Raw genomic sequence first — 23,257 nt, forward strand, 5'->3', positions numbered from 1 at the left:
AACCGGCCCGAAACCTGAAGGAAACGATGAGATGCCCCGCGTGGTGTAAATTTTGTGTCTCAACTCACAAGATTTAGCGGTACACCCTGCGGTGTTCTGGTTGAATCAGAAAATCAGGACCGTGCGCCGCCCCGAGTCGAGCTTTTCGGCGGCCCACGAGCACTCATCGAACAGAAAGTTCACAGATGGCAATGAACAAAAAGGCCCTGCAGAGCGCCATCGCGCTGGCCGGGGTTTCCGCCTTTGCATTGACGGCCTGCACCGGCCCCTCCGGCGGCGGAACGTCCTCCGGTGGCTCGGCCTCCGGCGGCGCCATTACGTACGGCACCACCGACAAGGTGGTCACCCTCGACCCGGCAGGTTCCTACGACGCCGGTTCGTTCATGGTGATGAACCAGATCTACCCGTTCCTGCTCAACTCCAAGCCGGGCACGGCCGACTCCAGCCCGGACATTGCCGAGTCTGCTTCCTTCACCAGCCCCACCGAGTACACCGTCAAGCTCAAGTCCGGGCTCAAGTTCGCCAACGGCCACGCCCTGACCTCCTCGGACGTGAAGTTCTCGATCGACCGCGTCGTCAAGATCAACGATGACAACGGCCCCGCATCGCTGCTGGGCAACCTCGACTCGGTCACCGCCAAGGACGACACCACGGTCGTCTTCAAGCTCAAGCAGGGCAACGACCAGGTCTTCCCGGGCGTGCTCGCCGCCAACGCCGGCCCGATTGTGGACGAAGAAGTCTTCCCGGCCGACAAGCTGATGAGCGACGACGACATCGTCAAGGCCAAGCCCTTCGCCGGCCAGTACACGATCGAGAGCTACAAGAAGAACGAACTGATCAGCCTCAAGGCCAACCCCGACTACAAGGGCCTCCTGGGCAAGCCGGCGAACGACAGCGCCACCATCAAGTACTACGCCGACTCCAACAACCTCAAGCTCGATGTCCAGCAGGGCAACATCGACGTCGCCGGCCGCAGCCTGACCGCGACCGACGCCGCCGACCTCGAGAAGGACTCCAAGGTCAAGGTCCACAAGGGCCCGGGCGGCGAGCTGCGCTACATCGTCTTCAACTTCGACACCATGCCCTTCGGCGCCAAGACCCCCGAGGCCGACCCGAAGAAGGCCCTGGCCGTCCGCCAGGCCATGGCCGACATCGTCGACCGCGACGCGATCGCCTCCCAGGTCTACAAGGGCACCTACCTGCCCGCGTACTCCGTCGTTCCGGACGGCTTCGTCGGCGCCATCAAGCCGATGAAGGACATGTACGGCGACGGCAACGGCAAGCCCAGCCTGGACAAGGCCAAGCAGGCCTTCAGCGACGCCGGCGTCACCGGCCCGGTCACGCTGAAGCTGCAGTACAACCCGGACCACTACGGCAAGTCCTCCGGCGACGAGTACGCCATGATCAAGGAACAGCTGGAGAAGTCCGGCCTCTTCAAGGTCGACCTGCAGTCCACCGAGTGGGTCACCTACTCCAAGGACCGCACCAAGGACGTCTACCCCGTCTACCAGCTCGGCTGGTTCCCGGACTACTCCGACGCCGACAACTACCTGACCCCGTTCTTCATCCCGGGTAACTTCCTCAAGAACCACTACGAGAACCCGGCCGTGACGGACCTGATCAAGAAGCAGCTCACCACCGTTGACAAGGGTGAGCGCGAAAAGGTGCTCGGTGACGCCCAGACGGCCGTCGCCAAGGACCTGCCCTCCCTGCCGCTGCTCCAGGGCGCCCAGCTCATGGTTGCCGGCAAGGACGTCCAGGGCGTCGACAAGACCCTCGACGCATCCTTCAAGACCCGGCTTGGCGTAATTTCCAAGTAGGTCCCATCCCCATCCGGTCCTGACCAGCCACAGAGGCGGGGCGCCCGCGCGGCGTCCCGCCTCCGTGCTGAGGGCAGGACAACCGATTCCCAAGGCCCACGAAGCCGACGGAAACACACATTTAGGTACCAATGACAACACTTATCGAGGCACCGCCCAGCGATGCCGACGGCCTGATGCCGACCAAGAAGAAGTCGTCCGGCGGGGGACTGGGCCAATACATCCTGATCAGGTTCCTGCTGATCTTTCCGACCATCCTGATCCTCGTGACGCTCGTGTTCTTCCTGATGCGCATCACGGGCGATCCGATCACGGCCGCCCTCGGCGGCCGGCTCCCTCCCGAGCAGCTGACCGAGCGGATCCACGCCGCCGGCTATGACCGGCCCATCTTCGTCCAGTACTTCGAGTACCTGGGCCAGCTGATCACCGGCAACTTCGGCACCACGCTCTCGGACAACCGCCAGGTCTCCGAGATGCTCACCACCTACGGCGCCGCGACCCTCGAGCTGTCCATCAACGCCCTGCTGGTGGCCCTGGTGGTAGGTATTCCGCTGGGCATGCTGGCCGCGCACCGCCGCGACAAGGCCCCCGACGCCGTCCTGCGCATCTTCGCGATCCTCTGCTACGCCACCCCGGTGTTCTTCGCCGGCATGCTGCTGAAGCTGACCTTCTCCGTGTGGCTGGGCTGGCTGCCGGTCGCCGGGCGGGCCAAGACCTCCACGGAACTGGCCCTCACCGCGCTGTCCGCACCGACCGGAATCTACTGGCTGGACTCGCTGCGCAGCGGCAACATGGCCGCGCTCGGCGACGTCACCGCGCACGCGGTGCTGCCCGCCGTCGCCCTCGGCCTGCTCACCGCCGGCATCTTCCTGCGCCTCGTGCGCACCAACGTCATCGGCACCCTCGGCAAGGACTACGTCGAGGCCGGGCGTTCCCGCGGCGTCAGCGAATACCGCCTGGTGACCAAGCACGCCTACAAGCCCGCGCTGATCCCGATCATCACGGTCATGGGCCTGCAGATCGCGGTCATGCTCGGCGGCGCCGTGCTGACCGAGACCACCTTCGAATGGAAAGGCCTGGGCTTCCAGCTCGCGACCTACCTGACGGCCCGCGACTTCGTGGCCGTCCAGGGCATCGTGGTGCTGCTGGCCGTGATCGTGGCCGTAACCAACTTCATCGTGGACATCGTCGCCGCGCTGATCGACCCCCGCGTGAGGTACTGACATGAGCACTGAATCCACCATCGCCGCGGAAAACCGCAGGGAACCGTGGTTCCGGCGCCTGCCGGTCGTGTCCCACTTCAACAAGAGCGTCGGCCTGCAGCGCGGCATGCTGGTCACCGGCCTGATCCTGACCGCCATCTTCCTGCTCACCGCCGTCTTCGCCCCGCTGATCGCGCCATACGGCTTCGCGCAGATCTCCGACGCCGACGGCGGGTTCCCCGCCCAGCAGGCACCCGGCGGCAAGCACCTGCTCGGCACCACCGTCGGCGGCTACGACGTGTTCTCCCGCGTCGTCTGGGGCGCCCAGACCGCCGCCATGGTGATCGTCGTCGCCGTCATCATGTCGATCTTCATCGGCGTGATCCTCGGCCTGGTCAGCGGCTACATCGGCGGCTGGCTGGACCGGATCCTGGTGGTCATCGCCGACGCCGTCTACGCCTTCCCGTCCCTGCTGGTGGCCATCGTCATGGCGATCGTGATCAGCGGCGGCCGCTCCAGCCTCTGGGGCGGCATCCTCGCCGCGGCGATCTCCATCACCGTGGTGTTCATCCCGCAGTACTTCCGGGTTATCCGCGCCGAGACCATCCGGCTCAAGGCCGAACCGTTCGTCGAGTCGGCCAAGGTGGTGGGCGCCTCCAACGTGCGCATCATGACCCGGCACATCTACCGCAACGCCACCCGGACCCTGCCGCTGATCTTCACGCTCAACGCCTCGGAGGCCATCCTGACCCTCGCGGGCCTGGGCTTCCTGGGCTTCGGCATCGAACCGACGTCTGCCGCCGAGTGGGGCTTCGACCTGAACAAGGCCCTCTCCGACACCACCTCCGGGATCTGGTGGACCGGCGTCTTCCCCGGCCTGGCCATCGTCCTGACCGTCGTCGGCCTGACCCTGGTGGGCGAGAGCATCAACGATCTCAACGACCCCCGGCTGCGCGGCCGCAAGAAGGCGGCTTCCGGCAAAGCCGGACCCGGCCCGGCCACGGCAGCACCAACAGCAGAAGTGAGCACGTCATGACCACCAATATCGGCCACGCAGCCGACCAGCACGGCCGCGGCGCCGGCCCCGTGCTGGACATCGACCACCTCAAGGTCACCTTCGCCACGGACGCCGGGGACGTCTACGCCGTGAAGGACGTCAGCCTCGAGGTCAACCCGGGGGAGGTCGTCGCGATCGTCGGCGAATCCGGCTCCGGCAAGACCGTCACCGCCAAGACCATCCTGGGCCTGCTGCCGGAGACGGCCATCAGCTCCGGTGCGGTGCTGATCAACGGCAACAACGTCATCAGCGTCAGCGCCTCCAAGCTGCGGGAAATCCGCGGCCGCGACGTCGCCATGGTCTTCCAGGAACCCTCCACCGCCCTGAACCCCGTGTTCACGGTGGGCTGGCAGATCGCCGAAGGCATCCGCGCGCACGCCGGCCGCAACGGCGGCAAGGTCAGCGCCAAGGACGCCAAGGCCCGCGCCGTCGAAGCCCTCCGCAAGGTGGGCATCCCGGACCCGGAGACCCGCGTCAACTACTACCCGCACCAGTTCTCCGGCGGCCAGAAACAGCGCGTCGTTATCGCCGCCGCGCTGGCCCTGAACCCGGGACTGATCGTCGCGGACGAGCCCACCACCGCACTGGATGTGACCGTGCAGGCCGAGATCCTCGAACTGCTCCGTGACCTCCGGGACCAGTACGGCACCTCGATCGTGCTGATCACCCACAACATGGGCGTCGTGGCCGACCTCGCCGACCGCGTCGTCGTGATGTACCAGGGCGACGTCGTCGAGGAGGCCACCTCCCGGGTGCTGTTCGCGGAGCCGAAGCAGGACTACACGAAGAAGCTCCTCGCCGCCGTCCCGCACCTGGGCCGCAACTCCGCCTCGGCGGGGATGACCGAACGCGCCCACCAGGGCGGGAAGGTGCTGGTCGAGGCCAGGGACCTCACCATCGAATACCCGGGCCGCCTCGGCAGCCCGGCATTCAAGGCCGTCGACCGGGTGAACTTCACCCTCTCGGAGGGCGAGGTCTTTGGCCTGGTGGGCGAGTCCGGCTCCGGCAAGACCACCATCGGCCGGGCCATCGCGGGCCTGAACAAGACCACCGGCGGCAGCCTCAAGGTTCTCGACTACGAGATGCTCAACCTCAAGGAGCGCACCTTCAAACCGCTGCGCAAGCAGATCGGTTTCGTGTTCCAGGACCCGGCGGCGTCGTTCAACCCGCAGCTGACCATCGGGGAGTGCATCGCCGAGCCCCTGGTCATCCACTCCAAGCCGACGCCGGCGCAGGCCCGGCAGCGGACCCGCGAGCTGCTGGAGTCCGTGCAGCTTCCCGCGGCCTACGCCGACCGGTACCCTCACGAACTCTCCGGCGGCCAGCGGCAGCGCGCCTCCCTGGCCCGGGCCCTGATCCTGAACCCGAAACTGCTGATCGCCGACGAACCGACGTCGGCGCTGGACGTGTCGGTGCAGGCCAAGGTCCTGGAGCTGTTCAAGGACATCCAGGCCGAGTTCGGCTTCGCCTGCCTGTTCATCAGCCACGACCTCGCCGTGGTGGACATCCTCTCGCACTGGGTGGGCGTCCTCTACAAGGGCCGGATGGTCGAGCAGGGGCTGGGAAGCCAGGTCATGGGCAACCCGCAGCACGACTACACGAAGAAGCTCATCGCTTCCCTCCCGGTCCCCGACCCGGAGGAGCAGGCCCGGCGCCGGGAGCAGTTCCGCGCCGTCCTGGGCAGCTGACGCCCGCGCCCGCACCCAGCATCACAGCGCTGCCCGCCGTCCGCACCGGACGGCGGGCAGCGCCGCTTAACACCCGGGTCATCGGGCGGCCAGCCCCTAGACTGGAGCAATGACCGAGCAGAGCCACAGCCTCCACCACGACGCCGATGACGACTACGACCCCGCCGCCAGTTCCCTGGCCGGCCAGGTCGATCCCGCGGTGATGGCAGAGCTGCTCTCCATCCGGTCCAGCATCGACAACATCGATGCGACCCTGGTCTACCTCCTGGCCGAGCGGTTCAAGGCCACGCAGAAGGTGGGCCACCTCAAGGCCAGGCACCAGCTGCCGGCGGGGGACCCGGGCCGCGAAACCGCCCAGATCGCCCGGCTCCGGCGGCTCGCCGCCGAGGCGCACCTGGATCCCGCCTTCGCGGAAAAATTCCTGACCTTCATCATCGGCGAGGTCATCCGCCACCACGAGGCCATCGCCGAGGACCACCAGGCCGCGGGCCGGGCGGACGCCGCCGGGACCGCCGTCTCCACTCAGGCGTGAGCGGCGCCGACTCCGGGGCCGCCGGCAAGGTCACCGCCACCGCCCACGGGCCCTGGCCGGGGACGGACCCGCTGGAAGCCGCCCGGATCATCCGCGGCGAACTCGGCGGGCCGCACCTGCCGTTCCTGGCGGAACTGCCCGCCCGCGGCGTCGGCTCGGACGCCCTGGGCCGGACCGCCGCGCTCCTGGAGGGCCTCGCCGTCGACGTGCAGCCGCACGGCTGGCGGCTGGTGGACCGTCCAGGCCAGGACGCCCGCCGGGCCCGGTCCGCGCTGGCCACCGACATCAACGTCCTCGCAGACGTCGCCGGCACCGAGACGGTGTCCGCCGACGCCCTGAAAATCCAGCTCCGCGGACCGCTCAGCCTCGCCGCCGGCCTGCACCTGCACAGCGGGGAGCGGGCACTGCTGGACCACGGCGCGCGGCGGGACCTCGCCGAGTCCCTCGCCGCCGGCGTCGGCGCCCACCTGCGCGCCGTGGCCGCCGCCGTACCGGGCGCCCGGCTGGTGGTCCAGCTGGAGGAGCCCGACGCCGCCGCCGTCCTGGCCGGGACGATTCCCACCGCCAGCGGCTACCGGACCCTGCGGGCCGTGGCCGGCTCCGAGGTCACCGGATCCTGGCGCCTGGTGGTGGACGCCCTGCACGCCGCCGGCGCGGACGAGGTCGTTATCGCCGTCCCCGAGGTGGAGGCACCGCTTGAGAGGATCCTCGCCGCCGGCGCCGACGGCATCGCCGTGCCGCTGCGCGCCCTGACCTCCCGTCAGTGGGAACTCCTCGCCGGGGCGGTGGAGTCCGGACGGAAGATTTGGGCCGGGGTGCTGCCGGTGGAGGACCCCGCGGCGGAGCCGCCGCCCGCCCGGACCCTGGCCGAGGCGCTCTGGCGGCCCTGGCGCCAGCTCGGGTTGCCGGCCTCCTCGCTCGGCGCCGTCCGGCTCACCCCCGCCGGGGGACTGGCCGGCCACTCGCCGACGTCGGCCACCAGGGTGCTGGCACGGCTGACCCACGCGGCCGACGCGCTGAACCAGATCGCCCTGGGCTAGCGGCCCGGAGCCCCCGCCTCAGACCCGGGACTCCCAGCGGTCCGGCCGGGCGTGCGCGGGCAGGTAGCCGGGGGCTCCGGTCCCGTCCGGGTACGGTTCCAGCCGGTAGTCGAAGCGGCCGGCGTAGACCAGCACCAGGCCGACCTGCGGTTGGATGGCCTTGACCTGGATCCGGTGCTTGCCCTCCGCTGCGTCCCACCACTGTTCGGCGTAGGCCTTGGCGTCCAGCGGGCCCGGGAGCGGCAGCCGCAGCGGCCCCAGCAGCAACCGGGAGGCCTCCGAGATACCGCGGAGCCGGCCTTCCGGGGTGACACTGAGGAACAGGTCCGTGGCCAGCCGGCGGTACCGGCCCACATAGTCCACCAGCCGGTGCCGGCCGCCGGTCGTGTCCCAGCTGGTGGTGTCGGAGAAGACCCGGGTGACGCCCGGGAAGAAGATCTCGCGCCGTGCCGTCAGGCTGGGCCGGCCGAAGGGGTCCAGGTGGGCGTGGTTTTCGATCCGAAACCGGATGCCCTCGCCGTACTCGGGGAAGAACGCCTGCTCACCGGTGACGGCCCGCATGAAGGGTCGCAGCCAGCGCTGCCGGCAGCCCACGACGTCGAACACGCCCTCGCCCACCCCGTAGTGGCCGGAGCCCTGGGCGAGGGAGAAATAGTCCTGGAGTTCGGGCTGCAGCCGGGCGAAGTCCCCGCCCAGGCCCAGCCGGTAGATGGGGTCCACACGGTTCACGGCATCCTCCTCGGACTGCGGGCCGCCCGCCGGCCCTGAGACGAATCTACCCGCCCCGGCCGGCGGTCCGCGCCATGCCGGGAGCCGCACGAATACGACAAAGCCATTTCAATAAGGGAATATATAACGTATGAAGGCACGGATTTTGGTAGTGGACGACGACGAGGCCCTGGCCGAGATGATCGGCATTGTGCTGCGCAACGACGGCTTCGACCCCGTCTTCTGCGCGGACGGCGGGCAGGCCCTCGAGGTCTTCCGCTCCGCCAAGCCGGACCTGGTCCTGCTGGACCTGATGCTGCCGGGGATCGACGGCATCGAGGTCTGCCGCCAGATCCGCGCCGAATCCGACGTGCCGATCGTGATGCTCACCGCGAAGGCGGACACCTCCGACGTGGTCCGGGGTCTGGAATCCGGCGCCGACGACTACGTCCCCAAGCCGTTCAAGCCCGCCGAGCTCGTGGCCCGCGTCCGCGCCCGCCTCCGCCCGGGCGACCAGAAGGCCCCCGAGACCCTGCGCATCGCCGACGTCACGATCGACGTCGCCGGCCACGTGGTCAGCCGCGACAGCGAGCGGATCTCGCTGACGCCGCTGGAGTTCGACCTGCTGGTGGCCCTGGCCCGCAAGCCGTGGCAGGTCTTCACCCGGGAACTGCTGCTGGAGCAGGTCTGGGGTTACCGCCACGCGGCTGACACCCGCCTGGTGAACGTCCACGTCCAGCGGCTGCGCTCGAAGATCGAACGCGACCCCGAAGCCCCCGAAGTTGTCTTGACGGTCCGTGGTGTCGGCTACAAAGCAGGGTCCTGAGCCCGGCAGCGGTACCCCCGCACCGGCCCATCCCGCACCGGCCACGTCCGGGCCGGAGGCTCCGTCGCTGGCGACCCCCGAGCCCGCTTCCTCCGAGCCCGCTTCGGAGCGGCCGGAGAATGAAGCCCTGACCACCCGCCGCGGCCGGTCCATGGTGTTCCGCGCCGGCATCTGGGCCCGCCGCGCCCGGATCGTCGCCGTCCGCGTGCTCCGCCTGGTGCTCATCGGCGCCTCCCGTACCCTGCCTGCCACCCGCTACCTGCTGCGCGCCCTGCAGCGCCGCTGGCGCCGGTCGCTGCAGTTCCGGACCGTGCTGACCACCCTGCTTTTGGCCATCGGGTCCTTCGCCGTCGTCGGCGCCTACCTCTCCAACCAGATCGCCAACAACCTCTTCCAGGAGCGGCTGGCGCAGGCCGAATCGGAGACCCGCTACAACGTCAAGCAGGTCCAGGACACCTTCGACGGCGCCCAGGTCACGGACCAGTCCAGCGTCATCACCCTGGTCTACGACACCCTGAACGCCGTCGAGGGCCGCGGCTCGGTCATCCAGCGCCGGTACGTCTTCGAGGCGATGCCGGAGCAGACCAAGCCGCGCAACCGCTGGGTGGAATCCCGGGCCTCGGACCAGCTCACCATCGCCGTCATCCCGCCGGACCTGCGCAAGGCCGTGCAGCAGTCGGGCAAGGACCAGTTCTGGGCCTCCACCGAGTTCCCGGTGGGCACCGAGGACCGGCCAGGCATCGCCGTCGGCAACAAGGTGACGTTCAACGGCACCGTGTACGAGCTCTATCTCATCTACGACCTGAACACGGCGCAGAAAACCCTGGACGAGATCCAGAATGTCCTGCTGGTCGGCGCGGCCGTGCTGGTGCTGCTGATCGGCGCCGTCGCCTGGTACGTCACGCGCAACGTCGTCAGCCCGGTCAGCCACGCCGCCGTCGTCTCCGAAAAGCTCGCCGCCGGCCAGCTGCAGGAACGCATGGTGGTCAAGGGCGAGGACGAGGTGGCCCGTCTGGGTGCCTCCTTCAACCACATGGCCGCCAGCCTGCAGGAACAGATCACCCAGCTCGCCACCCTGTCCCAGATGCAGCAGCGCTTCGTCTCGGACGTCTCGCACGAGCTCCGGACGCCGCTGACCACCGTCCGGATGGCCGCCGAGGTCCTCTACGACGCCCGCGAGGACTTCGACCCGATCAACAAGCGGTCCGCCGAGCTCCTCTATCACCAGGTGGAACGCTTCCAGTCGCTGTTGGCGGACCTGCTGGAGATCTCCCGCTTCGACGCCGGCGTGGCCATGCTCGACGCCGAACCCACGGACATCTTGCAGCTGGTGGACCACGTCCTCGAGGGCGTCGCCCCCGTGGCCGCCGAATACGGCTCCGAGGTGACCCTGCACGCGCCCGAGGGCAGCATCATCGTCGAAATGGACGACCGTCGGATCGACCGGATCCTGCGCAACCTCATCCTCAACGCGCTCGAACACGGCGAAGGCCGGCCCGTCAACGTTTCCGTCGCCGCGAACGACACCGCCGTCGCCGTCGCCGTCCGGGACCACGGCATCGGCATGACCCAGGCCGAGGCAGCGCGCGTCTTCGACCGGTTCTGGCGTGCCGACCCTGCCCGGGCCCGCACCACCGGCGGCAGCGGCCTGGGCCTTTCGATCGCCACCGAGGACACCAAGCTGCACAACGGCTGGCTGCAGGCCTGGGGCAAGAAGGGCAGCGGCTCGAACTTCCGGCTCACCCTCCCGTTGCGCCAGGGCGAGAGCATCGGCCGGTCGCCGCTGCAGCTCGAGCCGGCCGACGTCGGACTCGACGGCGGCGCCGGCAATCAGATGGTGCTTCTGAACCACGCCGCCCCGGATGCCGGCCCCGGAACAGTTCCGGGCACGGGTGCGGCTGCGGTCCCCGGCACGGGCGCGGGCGGGACATCAGGCGGCCCGGCGAACAGCCCCGCCGCAGGGGAGGACCAGGCATGAGGACCACCACGGGACGTTCGGCCGGCACGCGGGCCGGGAGGCTGGTCCGCTTCGCGGCGGCCCTGCTGGCGATGGTGCTGCTGCTGGGCGCCTGCGCGCAGATTCCCCGCTCCGGCCCGGTGGGCAAGAGCAGCGATGAGAGCGCCGGCAAGCCAAACAACGCCCCGGTATTCTTCCCCGTCGCGCCACGCCCCGGCGCCGGACCCGAATCCGTGATCGAGGACTTCTACCTGGCCGGCAGCGGCTACGAGGACGACTACGCGGTGGCGCGGCAGTACCTGACCCAGGCGTCCTCGGTGAAGTGGAAACCGGACCAGCGGGTACTGGTCTACCGCTCGGCGCAGGTGGTGCCCACCGCCGTCGAGAACGTCTACAACTACCGGCTTGATTTGGCGTACACGGTCGACGCCGACGGGATCGCCACCCAGTTGCCGGAGGGCACCACCGAGAACGTCCCCGCGACGCTGACCAAGGTCGACGGCGAGTGGCGGATTGCGGACATCCCCGACGGCACCGCCATCCCGGAGGAGACCTTCAAGGTCATCTACGGCGCGTACCCGATCTACTTCTACGACCCGACATTCACGTACGCGGTCCCGGACGTGCGCTGGTTCATCAAGAAGAAGACCGTCAAGGCCATGACCAGCGCCCTGCTGGGCGGACCCGCCCCGTACCTGAAGGGCGCGGCGGTCAGCGCTTTCCCGGCCGGCATCAAACTGGCCCGGGAATCCGTGCCCGTGGTCTCCGGCGCCGCCCAGGTGGATCTGACGGCCAAGGACCTCACCGACGCCTCCAACGAGGACCGGCTCAGGATGCAGACCCAGCTGGCGCTCACCTTCCGCAGCCAGCCCGACGTGATCAACGTCGAGCTGCGCGCCAACCAGGACCTGGTTCGGGTGGACGACAACGGCTCCGTGCTGCCCCCGATCCGCGACAAGGACGTGCCGGCGCGGCAGATCGCCGTCAGCAACAACGACCTGGTCCGGGTGGAGAACAACAAGATCGGGCCGCTCCCGGACATCGCGTCCGTCAGCGCCCTGGGCCCGCGGTTCCCCGCCGAGTCTCCGGCCAGCCAGGCGGCGGCGTTCCTGAACGCCGGCCGCACCACGCTGTACTCGATCATTCCCGGGCAGCCCGCCCGGGCCCTGGCGAACCGGGGCACGCTGTCCCGGCCCTCGTTCGACCGTTTCGACTGGGTCTGGAGCGCCGGTCCCGGGGCGAACGGTGCCACCGAGGTCGCCGCCTACCGGCCCACCGGGGTGGCCGAGGGCGGCACCGTTCCGACGGTGACGCTCACCGGCGCCTGGCTCGCCGGAGCCGTGGTGAAGGAATTCCGGGTGGCCCGGGACGGGACGCGCGCGATGGTGATTTCGTCGCTGAACGGCAAAACCCGCGTGCAGCTCACCGGCATCATCCGCAACGCGGACGGCACGCCCAAGGATCTCACCGCCCCCGTGACCCTGCTCACCGCGCATGACCCGGACCAGGGGTGTGGGTCAACGACCTGACGGTGGCCGTGATGAAGGGGACCGCGACGGAAAACGTCACCCCGGAGCTGCTGTCGATGACCGGCACCGCCCCGCAGGAGCTGGCCCCATGGGCCGGGCTCACCGGGCTCAGTGCCGGCAACGGCACGGCGGAGATCTACGGCCAATCGGCGGACGGCATCTTCCAGCGGCTCGGCAACGGCTGGTCCCTGCAACTCAAGGGCGCCATCGACCCGGCCTTCCCGGGGTAGGAGCCTGCGGGGAGCCGGGCCGGTTGTCCACATAGCCGCATCCTGACGCGGGCGCGGCCACGGGGGCGGTGCAGGCTGGAACCATGACTCAACCCGGTGCCCCGCCGCCCGCTCCCGGACCGCCCCGTCCACTGTTTCCCGCCCCGGGACCGCCCGGTCCCGGGGCGCTGCCGTCCCGGCAACCGTCGGCCTCGGGGCCGCCTGGTCCCGGGACGCTGCCACTCCGACAACCCCTGCCGGGACGGGCCACGGCCATGACGTCCGCCGGGTACGAACGACCGCAGCACCGCCGACCGGCGCGGGGCGCGGACCCGGACCTCCTCCCGGCGCCCGAGGCTGCTGGGCACCGCGGCCGCTACCGATCGTGGTCGGCCCGCCTGGCCGACGCCGTGGCAGCCGCCGCAGCCGAACTGTTGACGCTCGTCCTCCCCGCGGAATGCGTCTGCTGCGGGGCGGAGGACCGGGTCCTGTGCCCGGCCTGCGGCCGAAGGCTCCGGCAGCTGACCCGCAGGCCGTTCCGGGCCGAGTCGCGCGCCCCCGCCTTGATGGACATGGACGGTTCGGTCCTGCTGCCGGTGGTCGCGGCCGGGGTCTACCGCGCCGAGCTCGCCCAAGCCCTGCTGTCGTTCAAGAAACACGGCCAGCGGGCGGTGGCCGAGGACCTCGTCCGGTGTCTGGGCGCCGCGCTCGTGGCCGCCGGACCGCCCCCGGGCACCCTGCTCGTCCCTGTGCCCACGACGTCCGCCGCCTTCCGACGTCGGGGCTTCAGCCCGGTCCACCTGGTTCTCTCCCTCGCCCGGGCCCGCGGGCGCCTGCCGCCCGGGACGGAAACCGCCGACATACTACGCAAGACCCGAAACCTTGCGGTTGCGTGGAACGGGACCACCCGGCAGAGCGGGACTACTCAGAAGGGCGGGACCTCTCGGAAGGGCGGGACGTCTCAAAAGGGTCTGGACCGCGCCGGGCGGACCCGGCGGCTGCGCGGGTCGATGCGGATCCGCCGCGGGCTGACCGGGCCGGCGCTGGCCGGACGCCCCTGTCTCCTCGTCGATGACGTCCTCACCACCGGCGCCACGCTGGCGGAAGCGGCCCGGGTTCTGCGGTCAGCGGGAGCCGACGTCAGGGGAGCGGTCGTGCTCGCCGCGACACGCCCGCCCGCCTCCCATATGTCGGAACCCGAGACCCGCGGCAGGACGCCGGACGGGGCCGCAATGGAAAAAATAAACCACAAAAGGGTGAAGAACAGGTGGCGATGAACTAACGTCGAACATGGGTACCAAGAACAGATGTACCTGTCGATAGCGGCTCGGAAAGGGGCTCGACTGTCCGTCAGATGAGCCCCCCGAAGTGCCGCCGTCGTGTCACCGAAGTCATTTGGAGGGCACCATGGAGTTCATGATCAGCGGTCGCAATTTGACGGTCTCCGACCGGTTCCGCGAGTACGCGGAGGAGAAGATCTCGAAGATCAATTCCCTCGGCGACAAGGTCCAGAGGGTGGATGCAAAGGTCACCAAGGAAACCAAAGTCCGGCAGATTGCAGAGCTGCTCACGGTTGAGCTGACAGTCCTGGGCCGCGGCCCGGTGATCCGTGCCGAAGCCAGCGCGGCGGACAAATTCGCCGCCTTCGATCTGGCCTATAACAAGCTTCTGGAGCGGCTGCGCCGGGCCAAGGACCGCAAGAAGGTCCACCACGGCCGGCACACCCCCAAATCCGTGACCGAGGCGACGGCCTCCCTGGAACCGGCGAGCACCCGCGAACCGATCTACGAGGAGGCGGCCCACTGGTCCGAGGCGAAGCCGGAGGAGAAATCCCCCTACGAGGTGGAGAACGATCTCCCCGCCGGGGACTCGCCGGTCCTCATCCGCCGCAAGGTCTTCCCCGCGGCGTCCCTCACGCTCGACGAAGCCGTCGACAACATGGAACTGGTCGGCCACGACTTCTACCTGTTCGTGGACAAGGAAACGAAGGCTCCCTCCGTCGTGTACCGCCGCGAAGGCTGGACCTACGGCGTGATCAGCCTCGACCAGACCTGCGCCCCGGGCGAGGCTCCCCTGGAGGAAAAGATCATCGCCTATCGTTCTGAAGGAGAGCCCGCCACCGCCTAGGCGGGGCCAACCGACGAAGGGAAAGATGTGCCCGCAACGCTGAGCCTCAAGCAGGCACGGCGGATCGCACTGGCAGCCCAGGGATTGGACAAGGTCCGGCCCGCCGCCCCGGTAAGTTCACGGGCGGTGGGCCGGACCTTGCCCGCTTGCAGCTGGTCCAGATCGATTCGGTCAACGTGCTGGCTCGCAGCCACTACCTGCCGTTCTTCTCCCGGCTCGGGAACTACGACCGGAGCATCCTGGAACGCCTCTCCGGGGTGCATCCGCGCCGGATGATGGAGTACTGGGCGCATGAGGCCAGCTTCATCCGGCCCGAGCACTTCGAGGACCTGAGGCTGTGGCAGAACCGGAAGTGGGTCGGCGCCCACGCCATGGACCCGGAGGAACGCGGCGACGTTGCCGGGCGGATCCTGTCCGAGCTGGCCGCGGGGCCGCCGCTGACCGCCGCCGAACTCACCGCCCGGCTGGGACACGTGGAAACCCGGAGCACGGACAACTGGGGCTGGAACTGGAACACCGTCAAACGGGTCCTCGAGCACCTCTTCGAGGAGGGGACGGTGACGGCGGCGTCGCGGACGGGCAGCTTCGAACGCCGCTACACCCTCACCTCCCGGGTCCTGCCGTCCACCGCCGTGGCCGCAGCCGCAGGACTGGCAATCCCAGGACCGGAAAGCACAGGACCGGCAGGCGAAGAGCAGCGCGGCGGCCGGCCCGACGCCGGCGCCGCCATGCTCCGCCTGATCGACGCAGCGGCGCAGGCCCACGGGATCGGCACCCTGCGCTGCTTCGCCGACTACTTCCGCACCCCGCAGCGGGCCGCCGCCGAGGCGCTCGCCGACCTCGTCGACGCCGGACGGCTGGAACCGGTGACCGTGGCCGGCTGGGACCGGCCCGTCTACCGGCACGTGGAGGCGCGGTTGCCCCGCACCGCCACCGGCCGGGCCCTGCTGAGCCCGTTCGACTCCCTGGTTTTCGAACGACGGCGGCTCGAGGAACTCTTCGGCTTCCACTACCGGCTGGAAATCTATACGCCGGAGCCCAAGCGCCGCTTCGGCTACTACGTCCTTCCCTTCCTGCTCCGCGACGGCATCGTCGCCCGCGTCGATCTCAAAGCGGACCGAGCCGCCGGCAGCTTGCTGGTCCGCGGCAGTTTCGCGGAGCCGGACGCGCCGGGGGACACCGCCGTCGAACTCGCGGCAGAACTGCAGCTCATGGCAGAGTGGTTGGAGCTGGACCGGATTATCGTGGCCCCCGTGGGCGATCTGGCGCCGGCGCTCGCACAGGCGGTGGCTGGCCTGCATCCGCTTTGAGGGAACAGGCGCGGTCCGCGCTGTGTCCCTCCCGTAGACTAAACACGCCGGAATTCGGCAGCTTGAGACTGGGAGCAATTTCACGTGGCATCACTGATCGAAAAACTTCTCCGCACGGGTGACAAAAAGACCCTGCGGCAACTTCGGAACTACGCCGACTCCATCAATGCCCTGGAAAGCTCCTTCCAGACCTTCACCGACGCCGAGCTGCGCGAAGAGACCGACCGGCTGCGGGCCCGGCACGCCGACGGCGAGAAGCTCGACGACCTGCTGCCCGAGGCCTTCGCCGCCGTCCGCGAGGCCTCCTCACGCACCCTCGGTATGCGCCACTTCGACGTCCAGCTGATGGGCGGCGCCGCCCTGCACCTGGGCAACATCGCCGAAATGAAGACCGGTGAAGGCAAGACTCTGGTGGCCACCGCTCCGGCCTACCTGAACGCCCTCGCCGGCAAGGGCGTTCACGTGGTCACGGTCAACGACTACCTCGCCGAGTACCAGTCCGACCTGATGGGCCGCGTGTACCGCTTCCTGGGCCTGACCAGCGGTTGCATCCTGGCCAACCAGGACCCCGCCCACCGGCGCGAGCAGTACGCCGCGGACATCACCTACGGCACGAACAACGAATTCGGCTTCGACTACCTGCGCGACAATATGGCCTGGGACAAGTCCGAGCTGGTCCAGCGCGGCCACAACTTCGCTGTCGTCGATGAGGTGGACTCCATCCTCATCGATGAGGCCCGTACCCCGCTGATCATCTCCGGCCCGGCCCAGGGCGACACGAACCGCTGGTACAGCGAGTTCGCCAAGGTGGTCCTGCGCCTCCAGCCCGACACCGACTACGAGGTTGACGAGAAGAAGCGCACCGTCGGCGTCCTCGAGGCCGGCATCGAAAAGGTCGAGGACTACCTCGGCATCCACAACCTCTACGAGTCCGCCAACACCCCGCTGATTGGCTTCCTGAATAACGCCATCAAGGCCAAGGAACTTTTCAAGCGCGACAAGGACTACGTCATCCTCGACGGCGAGGTCCTGATCGTCGACGAGCACACCGGCCGTATCCTCGCCGGCCGCCGCTACAACGAGGGCATGCACCAGGCGATCGAGGCCAAGGAAGGCGTCGAGATCAAGGCCGAGAACCAGACTCTCGCCACGGTCACGCTGCAGAACTACTTCCGCATGTACGACAAGCTCGCGGGCATGACCGGTACCGCCGAGACCGAAGCCGCCGAGTTCATGAGCACCTACAAGCTCGGCGTCGTCGCCATCCCGACTAACCGGGACATGCAGCGCATCGACCAGCCGGACCTCGTCTACAAGAACGAGACCGTGAAGTTTGACGCCGTCGTCAAGGACATCGCCGAGCGGCACGAGAAGGGCCAGCCGGTCCTGGTCGGCACCACCAGCGTCGAGAAGAGCGAATACCTCTCCCGCCTCCTGGCCAAGGAGGGCGTCCGGCACGAGGTCCTCAACGCCAAGAACCACGCCCGTGAGGCCTCGATCGTCGCGCAGGCCGGCCGCAAGGGCGCCGTCACCGTGGCCACCAACATGGCCGGCCGCGGTACCGACATCATGCTCGGCGGCAACGCCGAGTTCACCGCCGTCGCCGAGCTCGCCAAGCGTGGTCTGGACCCGCAGGAGAACTCGGAGGAGTACGAGGCCGCCTGGCCCGCCGCCCTCGAGGCAGCCAAGCAGTCCGTCAAGGACGAGCACGAGGAGGTCCTGAACCTGGGCGGTCTCTACGTGCTGGGCACCGAGCGGCACGAATCCCGCCGCATCGACAACCAGCTCCGCGGCCGCTCCGGCCGCCAGGGCGACCCGGGCGAGTCCCGCTTCTACCTGTCGCTGACCGATGACCTGATGCGGCTCTTCAACTCCGGCGCCGCCGAGCGCCTGATGAGCAGCTCCGTCCCGGACGACGTTGCCCTCGAATCGAAGCTCGTCTCCCGTGCCATCGCCTCGGCCCAGGGCCAGGTGGAAGGCCGCAACGCCGAACAGCGCAAGAACGTCCTCAAGTACGACGACGTCCTGAACCGCCAGCGCGAGGCCATCTACGGCGACCGCCGCCGCATCCTCGAAGGCGACGACCTGCACGAGAAGGTCCAGTACTTCATCGAGGACACGATCAACGCGTTCATCGACGCCGCCACGGCCGAAGGCACCGGCGACGACTGGGACTTCAACCTGCTCTGGTCCAACCTCAAGACCCTGTACCCGGTCAGCTTCACGCCCCGCGACGTCATCGACGAGGCCGGTGGGAAGTCCCGGATCACGGTCGAATTCCTCAAGGAGGAAATCCTCTCCGACGCGCGCCTGGTCTACCAGGCCCGGGAGGAGCAGATCGGTTCCGAGAGCATGCGCGAACTCGAGCGCCGTGTGGTCCTCTCCGTGATTGGCCGTAAGTGGCAGGAACACCTCTACGAGATGGACTACCTCAAGGAGGGCATCGGCCTCCGGGCCATGGCCCAGCGTGACCCGCTCGTGGAGTACCAGCGCGAGGGCTTCACCATGTTCCAGGCCATGATGGAGGCCATCCGGGAGGAGAGCGTCGGCTTCCTGTACAACCTTGAGGTCGAGGTCACCCCGGCCCAGGACGTGGTGGTCGCCGACGAGTCCGGCCAGCACACCGAACACCAGGAACCGCACATCCACGCCGCCGGCCTGGAGGCTCCGGAAAAGCCGGCGCAGCTGCAGTACACGGCCCCGAGCGAGGACGGCACGGCGCAGACCCGCGTCGAGGCCAAGTCCTCCGGACGCTCCGGCAACCCGGCGAAGGCCGCGGCCCAGGAGTCCCCGCGCCGCGCCAGCAAGAAGAAGCGCCGCTAGGCAACAGGTCCAACCACCTGCACCGCGGGTCCGGAACGTAGTGTTCCGGACCCGCGGTGTTTCCTTTGGGGCGTGAGCCTGGGTTGCGGGTTCAGCCGATTTCCAGCACGGTGACCCGCCAGACGAGCCGGCTCCGTTCCAGCCGCAGGGCTACGGCCCGGACCCGGAGTTCGTCGGACACCACGGCGCTGGCCTCGTACACGTCCTCGGAGATCCGGCAGGCGTGGACCGACCGCACGCACGGGTTGCGGTGCAGGCGCCCCGCCGTTGGCGACGTGCCGGAGGCGACCCGGCGGGTCAGCGCGGCGCGGTGCTGGAGGGCGGTCAGGCACCGTTCATCCAGCCGCCGGGCGAGTTGCTGCGCCGGCCGGGTTCCGGCCAGCACTTCGATGGCCGCCTGCACCGTGGAGCGGCACAGCGCCTCGATGTCGCGGTCCGGGTCGACCGGGCGGAGTGCGGTGGGGGACTGCGGGGCGGCGTAGCCGGGACGGGGTTCAGCGAGCGGGCTCATGGGGTTCCTTCGGCGGACGGGGAGCTGGATGAAAGCGACGGCGGGATGACCAGGACCTGGCCCGGTCGAAGCAGCCCGGGGTCGGGACCGATAACGGGTCGGTTGGTCCGGTAGAGCTCCGGCCAGGCGGTCGCGATGTCGACGTCGGAGGCCAACGGCCCGAGCTCCGCGACGCAGAGACTCCACAGCGAGTCGCCGGTTCTGACCGTCACCTGCCGGCCGCCGGTGTCCGGCGGCTCCGGTCTCAGCTGGGGCTGGATCAGGGCGCCCGGCGGGGCGGGGACGGGGAGGGCAGCCACCGCGGGTCCGGCCGGGGCGGCGACGGTGCACGCGGCCCGACTGTTGCGGCGTTCCCTTGCGGGGCCCAGGCGGCCGCCACGGCCGCCGGCAGGGAAGTACCTGTGTCCCCGCCGTCGGGGACGGTTGCCGCTCGGGCCAGGGGAGCCGTCACCAGCTGCAGACCGATGGCGGCCAGGGCCAGCCGGCGCATGAACGCCGGGCTGAATTTCCCCGTGGCGGCGGCAGCCCGGGTGCGGCCGCCGCGCTCCAGCAACGCCGAGCTAAAGGCGAGGAGGAACGAGAGCACCCACCAGACCACCACGATCAGCCCGGCCGTGGTGGCCGTGACGCCCAGGCTGGTGTCGAAACCCACGGCCTGCCTGCGCACCGCGGCGGTCCGCAGGTGGGCGGCCAGGATCATGCCCGACCCCGTGAGCAGCCCGCCCAGGAGCAGGATGAGCGCCGCCACCACCGCATCGCCGGAGCGGCCGGTGGAAGTGCCGACGGGTAGATGCTGCCGAATCGTCATCCCGGCCTCCCAGGGATTTAAGTGGGTTAGATAAAGTTTGATGCACTTTGGTGCTGTTTGATGCGCTTTTCATAGTGTGAACCCGTGTGCGATCGGGTGTCTAGGGCAAGGGACGGGTTGTGCATAACCGGCCGATACCGCCCGGAGGCGGGCGAATGCATGCGCGAGCGGCCCATTGACCCCGTCCGCGGGAGGCGCCTACGCTGGCCCGCATGCGGTGGGACGCCCTCTTCTCGGACCTCGAAGCGCAACTCGCCGCCGAACGGCGGCTCGATTTAGACGCCGAGGTGGACGAACGCGCCCGGGTCGACGCCACCGGCGTGGAATTGGCCGACCGGCTTCGCGGCACGGTGGGACAAGGGATCGCGGTACACCTCACAACGGGTGACATCTGCGAAGGGCGGCTCGACCACGTGGGCCTGGGATGGCTGGTGCTGGCGACAGGCCGGCATCAGGTGCTGATTCCGCACGCTGCCGCCGTCCGCTTCACCGGTCTTGCGCTCCAGGCGGTTCCGGCGGGGAAGCCGTCGGGCCGCCTTGGCCTGGCGAGTGCACTGCGGGAACTGGCCAGGGATCGATCCCGGCTGACCGTTCAGCTGATCGGCGCCGCGGGCGGCCCGGCCCTGCATGGGGTTATCGATCGGGTGGGGAGGGATTTCCTGGATCTCGCGGAGACGGAACCCGGCGAAGAACGCCGCGCCGCCAACGTCCGGGCCGTGTCAACGGTGCCGTTCGGCGCCCTCGCTGCCATCCGGTCCGGGCGCGGAGGAAGCTAGCCCGACGGGCTCAGGAGCCCTTGGCCTTGGCTTCCTCGATCATCCGGCTGGCCTCGGCGTACCGCTCCTGGATGTATTGCTCCAGCATGGCTTCCTCCACCCGCCACTGACCGCGGCCGCCGACCTGGATGGCCTTGAGCTGACCGCTCCGCACCAGCGCGTAGGCGGCGGGGGAGTTGATCTGCAGCTGTTCGGCGACATCCGCGAGGGTGAGGAATCGGGGCATGCTCCCATTTTGCCACCGGGCGTCGACATTGATGCGGTTATCCACACTTTGCAGTCCCCCGGGTTCCCGGTCTTCCCGCAGGGCCCACAATTCGTGACAATGGGGAAACCGGCGCCGGCGGCGCGGACGCACAGATGGGGGAACTGCGCATGGCGGAGACAGAGGGCGGCGGGGCCAGGCTGAAGAAGCCGTCGTGGAAAGACCCGAGGCTGCTGGTCGGCGTCCTGCTCGTGCTGGCGTCAACGGCCGGGGTCGTCTCGTTGGTCGCCGCCGCGGACCGGACCACCGAGGCCTTCGCTGCGAGCGAGCCGATCGCCGTCGGGGAGAAGCTGACTCCCGAGAAACTGCACCGGGTCAACGTCCGCCTCGGTGACGTCAAGGGGAGCTACCTGACCCCCGAGGCGGGACTCTCCGAGGGCCTGGTCGCCATCCAGCGGATCGGCAAGGACCAGCTGTTGCCGCGGGAGAGCTTTGGCCAGCCCGATGCGCTGGCCCGCAAACCAGTGGCCGTCACCGTGGACGAGGCACTGCCGCCGCAGGCCGTGGCCGGCTCCCGCGTCGACGTGTGGGTCGCCCTGCCGGACAACCGCAACGGCTTCAGTGAACCCGCCCTGCTGCTCCGCGGGGCCGAGATCGCACAGCTGACCCCGGGCAGCAACGCCCTGGGGGCGCAGCGCTCCACGGTCGTCATGGTGCTGGTCCCTGACGGCCAGATGCCCAAGTTGCTGGGCGCCCAGGCCAACAAGGCCAGGATCTCGGTGGTGTGGAATCCGGGCGGGTCTGGCCAATGAGCATTCCCGTCGTCACGGTCGGGCACGGCACCGAACTCCTGGTCGGCAGCCTGGAGCGGCTCCACGGCCCCGTCTCGGTGGTCCGGCGCTGCGAAGAACTGGCCGAACTTCTCGCCGCCTGCCAGAGTGGCCTGGCCCGGGCCGCCGTCGTGGCCGGGGACGCGGGGGAGCTCACGGCCTCGCTGGTGGACCGGCTCTCCGCCGTGGGGGTCGCCGTCGTCGCCCTGACCGACAGTCCGGAAGAGGCGGCGCGGCTGCGCGGCATCGGTGTGACGGCGCGCCCCACCGATGTGGCGGCCGAAGAGCTCGCGGCGGTCATCGCCTCCGCGGTGGCCGGACTCTCCGCGGCCGGGCCGGAGGCCGGCAGTGACGCCTTTACCGCCGCCGTCGCGCCGCGTACACCAGGGAACGTGGCGGGTTCCGACGGCGGGAGCCCTCCGGGATGCAGACGGGCACCGGAGAGATCATCGCGGTCTGGGGGCCGGCGGGGGCACCCGGGAGGACCACGCTCGCGGTCAACATGGCCGGCGAACTGGCGGCGGACGGCCGGTCGGTCCTGCTGGTCGACGCCGACAGCTACGGAGCCAGCGTCGCCGCTGCCCTGGGCCTGCTCGACGAGGCGGCCGGTCTCGCCCAGGCGTGCCGTCTCGCGGACCAGGGTTCCCTCGATGGGGATGCCCTCCTTCGTCTGGCCCTGCCGGTGGCCACAAAGGCGGGAAGCTTCCGGGTCCTCACGGGGATCACCCGCGCGGACCGCTGGACCGAACTCCGCGCGGCGGCCCTGGCCCTGGTCTATCGCCGGGCGCGCGAGATCGCCGATGTCACCGTCATCGACACCGGGTTTTGCCTCGAAGCCGACGAGGAGCTGAGCTTCGACTCGATGGCACCGCGCCGCAACGCTTCCACCCTGCGCAGCCTGCAGTTGGCTGACACCGTCTACGCCGTCGGCTCCGCAGACCCCGTCGGCGTTCCGAGGCTGGTCCGCGGCCTGGCGGAGCTCTCGGCCGCCGTACCCGAGGCGCTGCCGCGGGTCGTCCTCAACAAGGTTCGACCCGCCGCCGTCGGCCGGGCACCGGAGCGTCAACTGAAGGAGGCGTGGGCCCGTTATGGTCCGGCGGCGCCCGTCACCGCCTTCTTGCCCTCCGACGCTGCGGCCTGCGACGCCGCTCTGCTGGCAGGCTCGCTGCTGCACGAGACGGCCCCCGATTCGCCCCTCCGCAGCGCCATCGCACATCTGGTTTGTGCACCTGCCCAGCGAAAATCTAAAACCTCTGTCTTTTCTTCCACAGCAAGCCGGTGGGCTAAAGACTAGGCTCC

At 69.3% G+C, this 23,257-nt stretch carries 17 protein-coding genes and 3 pseudogenes; 16 read left to right on the forward strand and 4 right to left on the reverse strand.

Going from position 1 to position 23,257, the window contains the following annotated elements:
- The first annotated feature begins 185 nt into the window (after positions 1–185).
- From ACRQ5B_RS11285 to ACRQ5B_RS11310, 6 genes are all read left to right on the forward strand, one after another.
- Entirely contained in the window at positions 186–1,820 is a 1,635-nt protein-coding gene (locus tag ACRQ5B_RS11285) for an ABC transporter substrate-binding protein (RefSeq protein WP_412883521.1), read from the forward strand.
- 131 nt (positions 1,821–1,951) lie between these two features.
- A complete protein-coding gene (locus tag ACRQ5B_RS11290) occupies positions 1,952–3,043 on the forward strand; it encodes an ABC transporter permease (RefSeq protein WP_432393891.1) in 1,092 nt (363 codons plus the stop codon).
- A gap of 1 nt (position 3,044) precedes the next feature.
- The gene (locus ACRQ5B_RS11295; RefSeq protein WP_432393893.1) at positions 3,045–4,058 is read left to right on the forward strand and encodes an ABC transporter permease; all 1,014 of its coding nucleotides are present in this window, start codon (positions 3,045–3,047) and stop codon (positions 4,056–4,058) included.
- Positions 4,055–5,767, forward strand: a complete 1,713-nt coding sequence (locus tag ACRQ5B_RS11300; protein WP_432393895.1) for an ABC transporter ATP-binding protein — start codon at positions 4,055–4,057, stop codon at positions 5,765–5,767. The genes ACRQ5B_RS11295 and ACRQ5B_RS11300 overlap by 4 nt, the downstream gene beginning before the upstream one ends.
- Positions 5,768–5,876: 109 nt before the next feature.
- Positions 5,877–6,299 carry a chorismate mutase gene (locus tag ACRQ5B_RS11305; RefSeq protein WP_432393897.1) on the forward strand — a complete coding sequence of 141 codons (423 nt, stop codon included), beginning with the start codon at positions 5,877–5,879 and terminating at the stop codon, positions 6,297–6,299.
- Complete coding sequence (locus tag ACRQ5B_RS11310) at positions 6,296–7,339, forward strand: hypothetical protein (protein WP_432393898.1); 1,044 nt, start codon at positions 6,296–6,298, stop codon at positions 7,337–7,339. The genes ACRQ5B_RS11305 and ACRQ5B_RS11310 overlap by 4 nt, the downstream gene beginning before the upstream one ends.
- Positions 7,340–7,357: 18 nt before the next feature.
- Here ACRQ5B_RS11310 and ACRQ5B_RS11315 read toward each other — a convergent pair whose 3' ends face one another.
- Positions 7,358–8,068 (reverse strand): DUF4166 domain-containing protein, encoded by a 711-nt coding sequence (locus tag ACRQ5B_RS11315; RefSeq protein ID WP_432393900.1) that lies wholly within the window; start codon positions 8,066–8,068, stop codon positions 7,358–7,360.
- A gap of 130 nt (positions 8,069–8,198) precedes the next feature.
- On the opposite strand from ACRQ5B_RS11315, the gene mtrA reads away from it, so the two are divergent.
- The 7 genes and pseudogenes from mtrA to secA all read left to right on the forward strand — a co-directional run bounded on the left by mtrA (position 8,199) and on the right by secA (position 18,828).
- On the forward strand, positions 8,199–8,873 hold the full coding sequence (gene mtrA / locus ACRQ5B_RS11320; protein WP_432393902.1) for an MtrAB system response regulator MtrA: 675 nt from the start codon (positions 8,199–8,201) through the stop codon (positions 8,871–8,873).
- Between the two features lie 151 nt (positions 8,874–9,024).
- Entirely contained in the window at positions 9,025–10,851 is a 1,827-nt protein-coding gene (mtrB, locus tag ACRQ5B_RS11325) for an MtrAB system histidine kinase MtrB (RefSeq protein WP_432398748.1), read from the forward strand.
- Positions 10,852–10,922: 71 nt separating this feature from the next.
- A pseudogene (locus ACRQ5B_RS11330) lies at positions 10,923–12,589 on the forward strand (LpqB family beta-propeller domain-containing protein).
- A 254-nt stretch (positions 12,590–12,843) separates the two neighbouring features.
- Positions 12,844–13,845: a ComF family protein gene (locus ACRQ5B_RS11335; protein ID WP_432393904.1), complete on the forward strand. Its 1,002-nt coding sequence runs from the start codon at positions 12,844–12,846 to the stop codon at positions 13,843–13,845.
- A gap of 130 nt (positions 13,846–13,975) precedes the next feature.
- Positions 13,976–14,695 carry a ribosome hibernation-promoting factor, HPF/YfiA family gene (hpf, locus tag ACRQ5B_RS11340; protein WP_290255687.1) on the forward strand — a complete coding sequence of 240 codons (720 nt, stop codon included), beginning with the start codon at positions 13,976–13,978 and terminating at the stop codon, positions 14,693–14,695.
- A 27-nt stretch (positions 14,696–14,722) separates the two neighbouring features.
- Positions 14,723–16,005: pseudogene (locus ACRQ5B_RS11345) on the forward strand (winged helix-turn-helix domain-containing protein).
- An 84-nt stretch (positions 16,006–16,089) separates the two neighbouring features.
- Entirely contained in the window at positions 16,090–18,828 is a 2,739-nt protein-coding gene (secA, locus tag ACRQ5B_RS11350; protein ID WP_432393906.1) for a preprotein translocase subunit SecA, read from the forward strand.
- 91 nt (positions 18,829–18,919) lie between these two features.
- Here secA and ACRQ5B_RS11355 read toward each other — a convergent pair whose 3' ends face one another.
- Together ACRQ5B_RS11355 and ACRQ5B_RS11360 are read right to left on the reverse strand one after the other, a co-directional pair.
- Positions 18,920–19,339, reverse strand: coding sequence for an Rv3235 family protein (locus tag ACRQ5B_RS11355; RefSeq protein WP_432393908.1), 420 nt, complete (start codon positions 19,337–19,339; stop codon positions 18,920–18,922).
- Between the two features lie 259 nt (positions 19,340–19,598).
- A complete protein-coding gene (locus ACRQ5B_RS11360; protein WP_432393910.1) occupies positions 19,599–20,147 on the reverse strand; it encodes a hypothetical protein in 549 nt (182 codons plus the stop codon).
- 212 nt (positions 20,148–20,359) lie between these two features.
- On the opposite strand from ACRQ5B_RS11360, the gene ACRQ5B_RS11365 reads away from it, so the two are divergent.
- The gene (locus ACRQ5B_RS11365; protein WP_432393912.1) at positions 20,360–20,923 is read left to right on the forward strand and encodes a hypothetical protein; all 564 of its coding nucleotides are present in this window, start codon (positions 20,360–20,362) and stop codon (positions 20,921–20,923) included.
- Between the two features lie 10 nt (positions 20,924–20,933).
- Here ACRQ5B_RS11365 and ACRQ5B_RS11370 read toward each other — a convergent pair whose 3' ends face one another.
- Positions 20,934–21,149, reverse strand: a complete 216-nt coding sequence (locus ACRQ5B_RS11370; protein ID WP_290255681.1) for a helix-turn-helix domain-containing protein — start codon at positions 21,147–21,149, stop codon at positions 20,934–20,936.
- Positions 21,150–21,298: 149 nt separating this feature from the next.
- Between ACRQ5B_RS11370 and ACRQ5B_RS11375 the strand changes: the two genes are divergently transcribed.
- Positions 21,299–21,940, forward strand: coding sequence for a hypothetical protein (locus ACRQ5B_RS11375; protein ID WP_432393914.1), 642 nt, complete (start codon positions 21,299–21,301; stop codon positions 21,938–21,940).
- Positions 21,937–23,252, forward strand: a pseudogene (locus tag ACRQ5B_RS11380) (AAA family ATPase). The gene ACRQ5B_RS11375 and the pseudogene ACRQ5B_RS11380 overlap by 4 nt, the downstream one beginning before the upstream one ends.
- Positions 23,253–23,257: the final 5 nt, after the last annotated feature.

The organism is Pseudarthrobacter sp. L19 (assembly GCF_050859435.1).
In the GTDB taxonomy this organism is placed as follows: Bacteria; Actinomycetota; Actinomycetes; order Actinomycetales; family Micrococcaceae; genus Arthrobacter.

Coding starts and splice junctions, on each gene's coding strand:
- ACRQ5B_RS11285 (WP_412883521.1), top strand. CDS start 186: ATGGCAATGAACAAAAAGGCCCTGCAGAGCGCCATCGCGCTGGCCGGG.
- ACRQ5B_RS11290 (WP_432393891.1), top strand. CDS start 1,952: ATGACAACACTTATCGAGGCACCGCCCAGCGATGCCGACGGCCTGATG.
- ACRQ5B_RS11295 (WP_432393893.1), top strand. CDS start 3,045: ATGAGCACTGAATCCACCATCGCCGCGGAAAACCGCAGGGAACCGTGG.
- ACRQ5B_RS11300 (WP_432393895.1), top strand. CDS start 4,055: ATGACCACCAATATCGGCCACGCAGCCGACCAGCACGGCCGCGGCGCC.
- ACRQ5B_RS11305 (WP_432393897.1), top strand. CDS start 5,877: ATGACCGAGCAGAGCCACAGCCTCCACCACGACGCCGATGACGACTAC.
- mtrA (WP_432393902.1), top strand. CDS start 8,199: ATGAAGGCACGGATTTTGGTAGTGGACGACGACGAGGCCCTGGCCGAG.
- mtrB (WP_432398748.1), top strand. CDS start 9,025: ATGGTGTTCCGCGCCGGCATCTGGGCCCGCCGCGCCCGGATCGTCGCC.
- ACRQ5B_RS11335 (WP_432393904.1), top strand. CDS start 12,844: ATGACGTCCGCCGGGTACGAACGACCGCAGCACCGCCGACCGGCGCGG.
- hpf (WP_290255687.1), top strand. CDS start 13,976: ATGGAGTTCATGATCAGCGGTCGCAATTTGACGGTCTCCGACCGGTTC.
- ACRQ5B_RS11355 (WP_432393908.1), bottom strand. CDS start 19,339: ATGAGCCCGCTCGCTGAACCCCGTCCCGGCTACGCCGCCCCGCAGTCC.
- ACRQ5B_RS11360 (WP_432393910.1), bottom strand. CDS start 20,147: ATGACGATTCGGCAGCATCTACCCGTCGGCACTTCCACCGGCCGCTCC.
- ACRQ5B_RS11365 (WP_432393912.1), top strand. CDS start 20,360: ATGCGGTGGGACGCCCTCTTCTCGGACCTCGAAGCGCAACTCGCCGCC.
- ACRQ5B_RS11370 (WP_290255681.1), bottom strand. CDS start 21,149: ATGCCCCGATTCCTCACCCTCGCGGATGTCGCCGAACAGCTGCAGATC.
- ACRQ5B_RS11375 (WP_432393914.1), top strand. CDS start 21,299: ATGGCGGAGACAGAGGGCGGCGGGGCCAGGCTGAAGAAGCCGTCGTGG.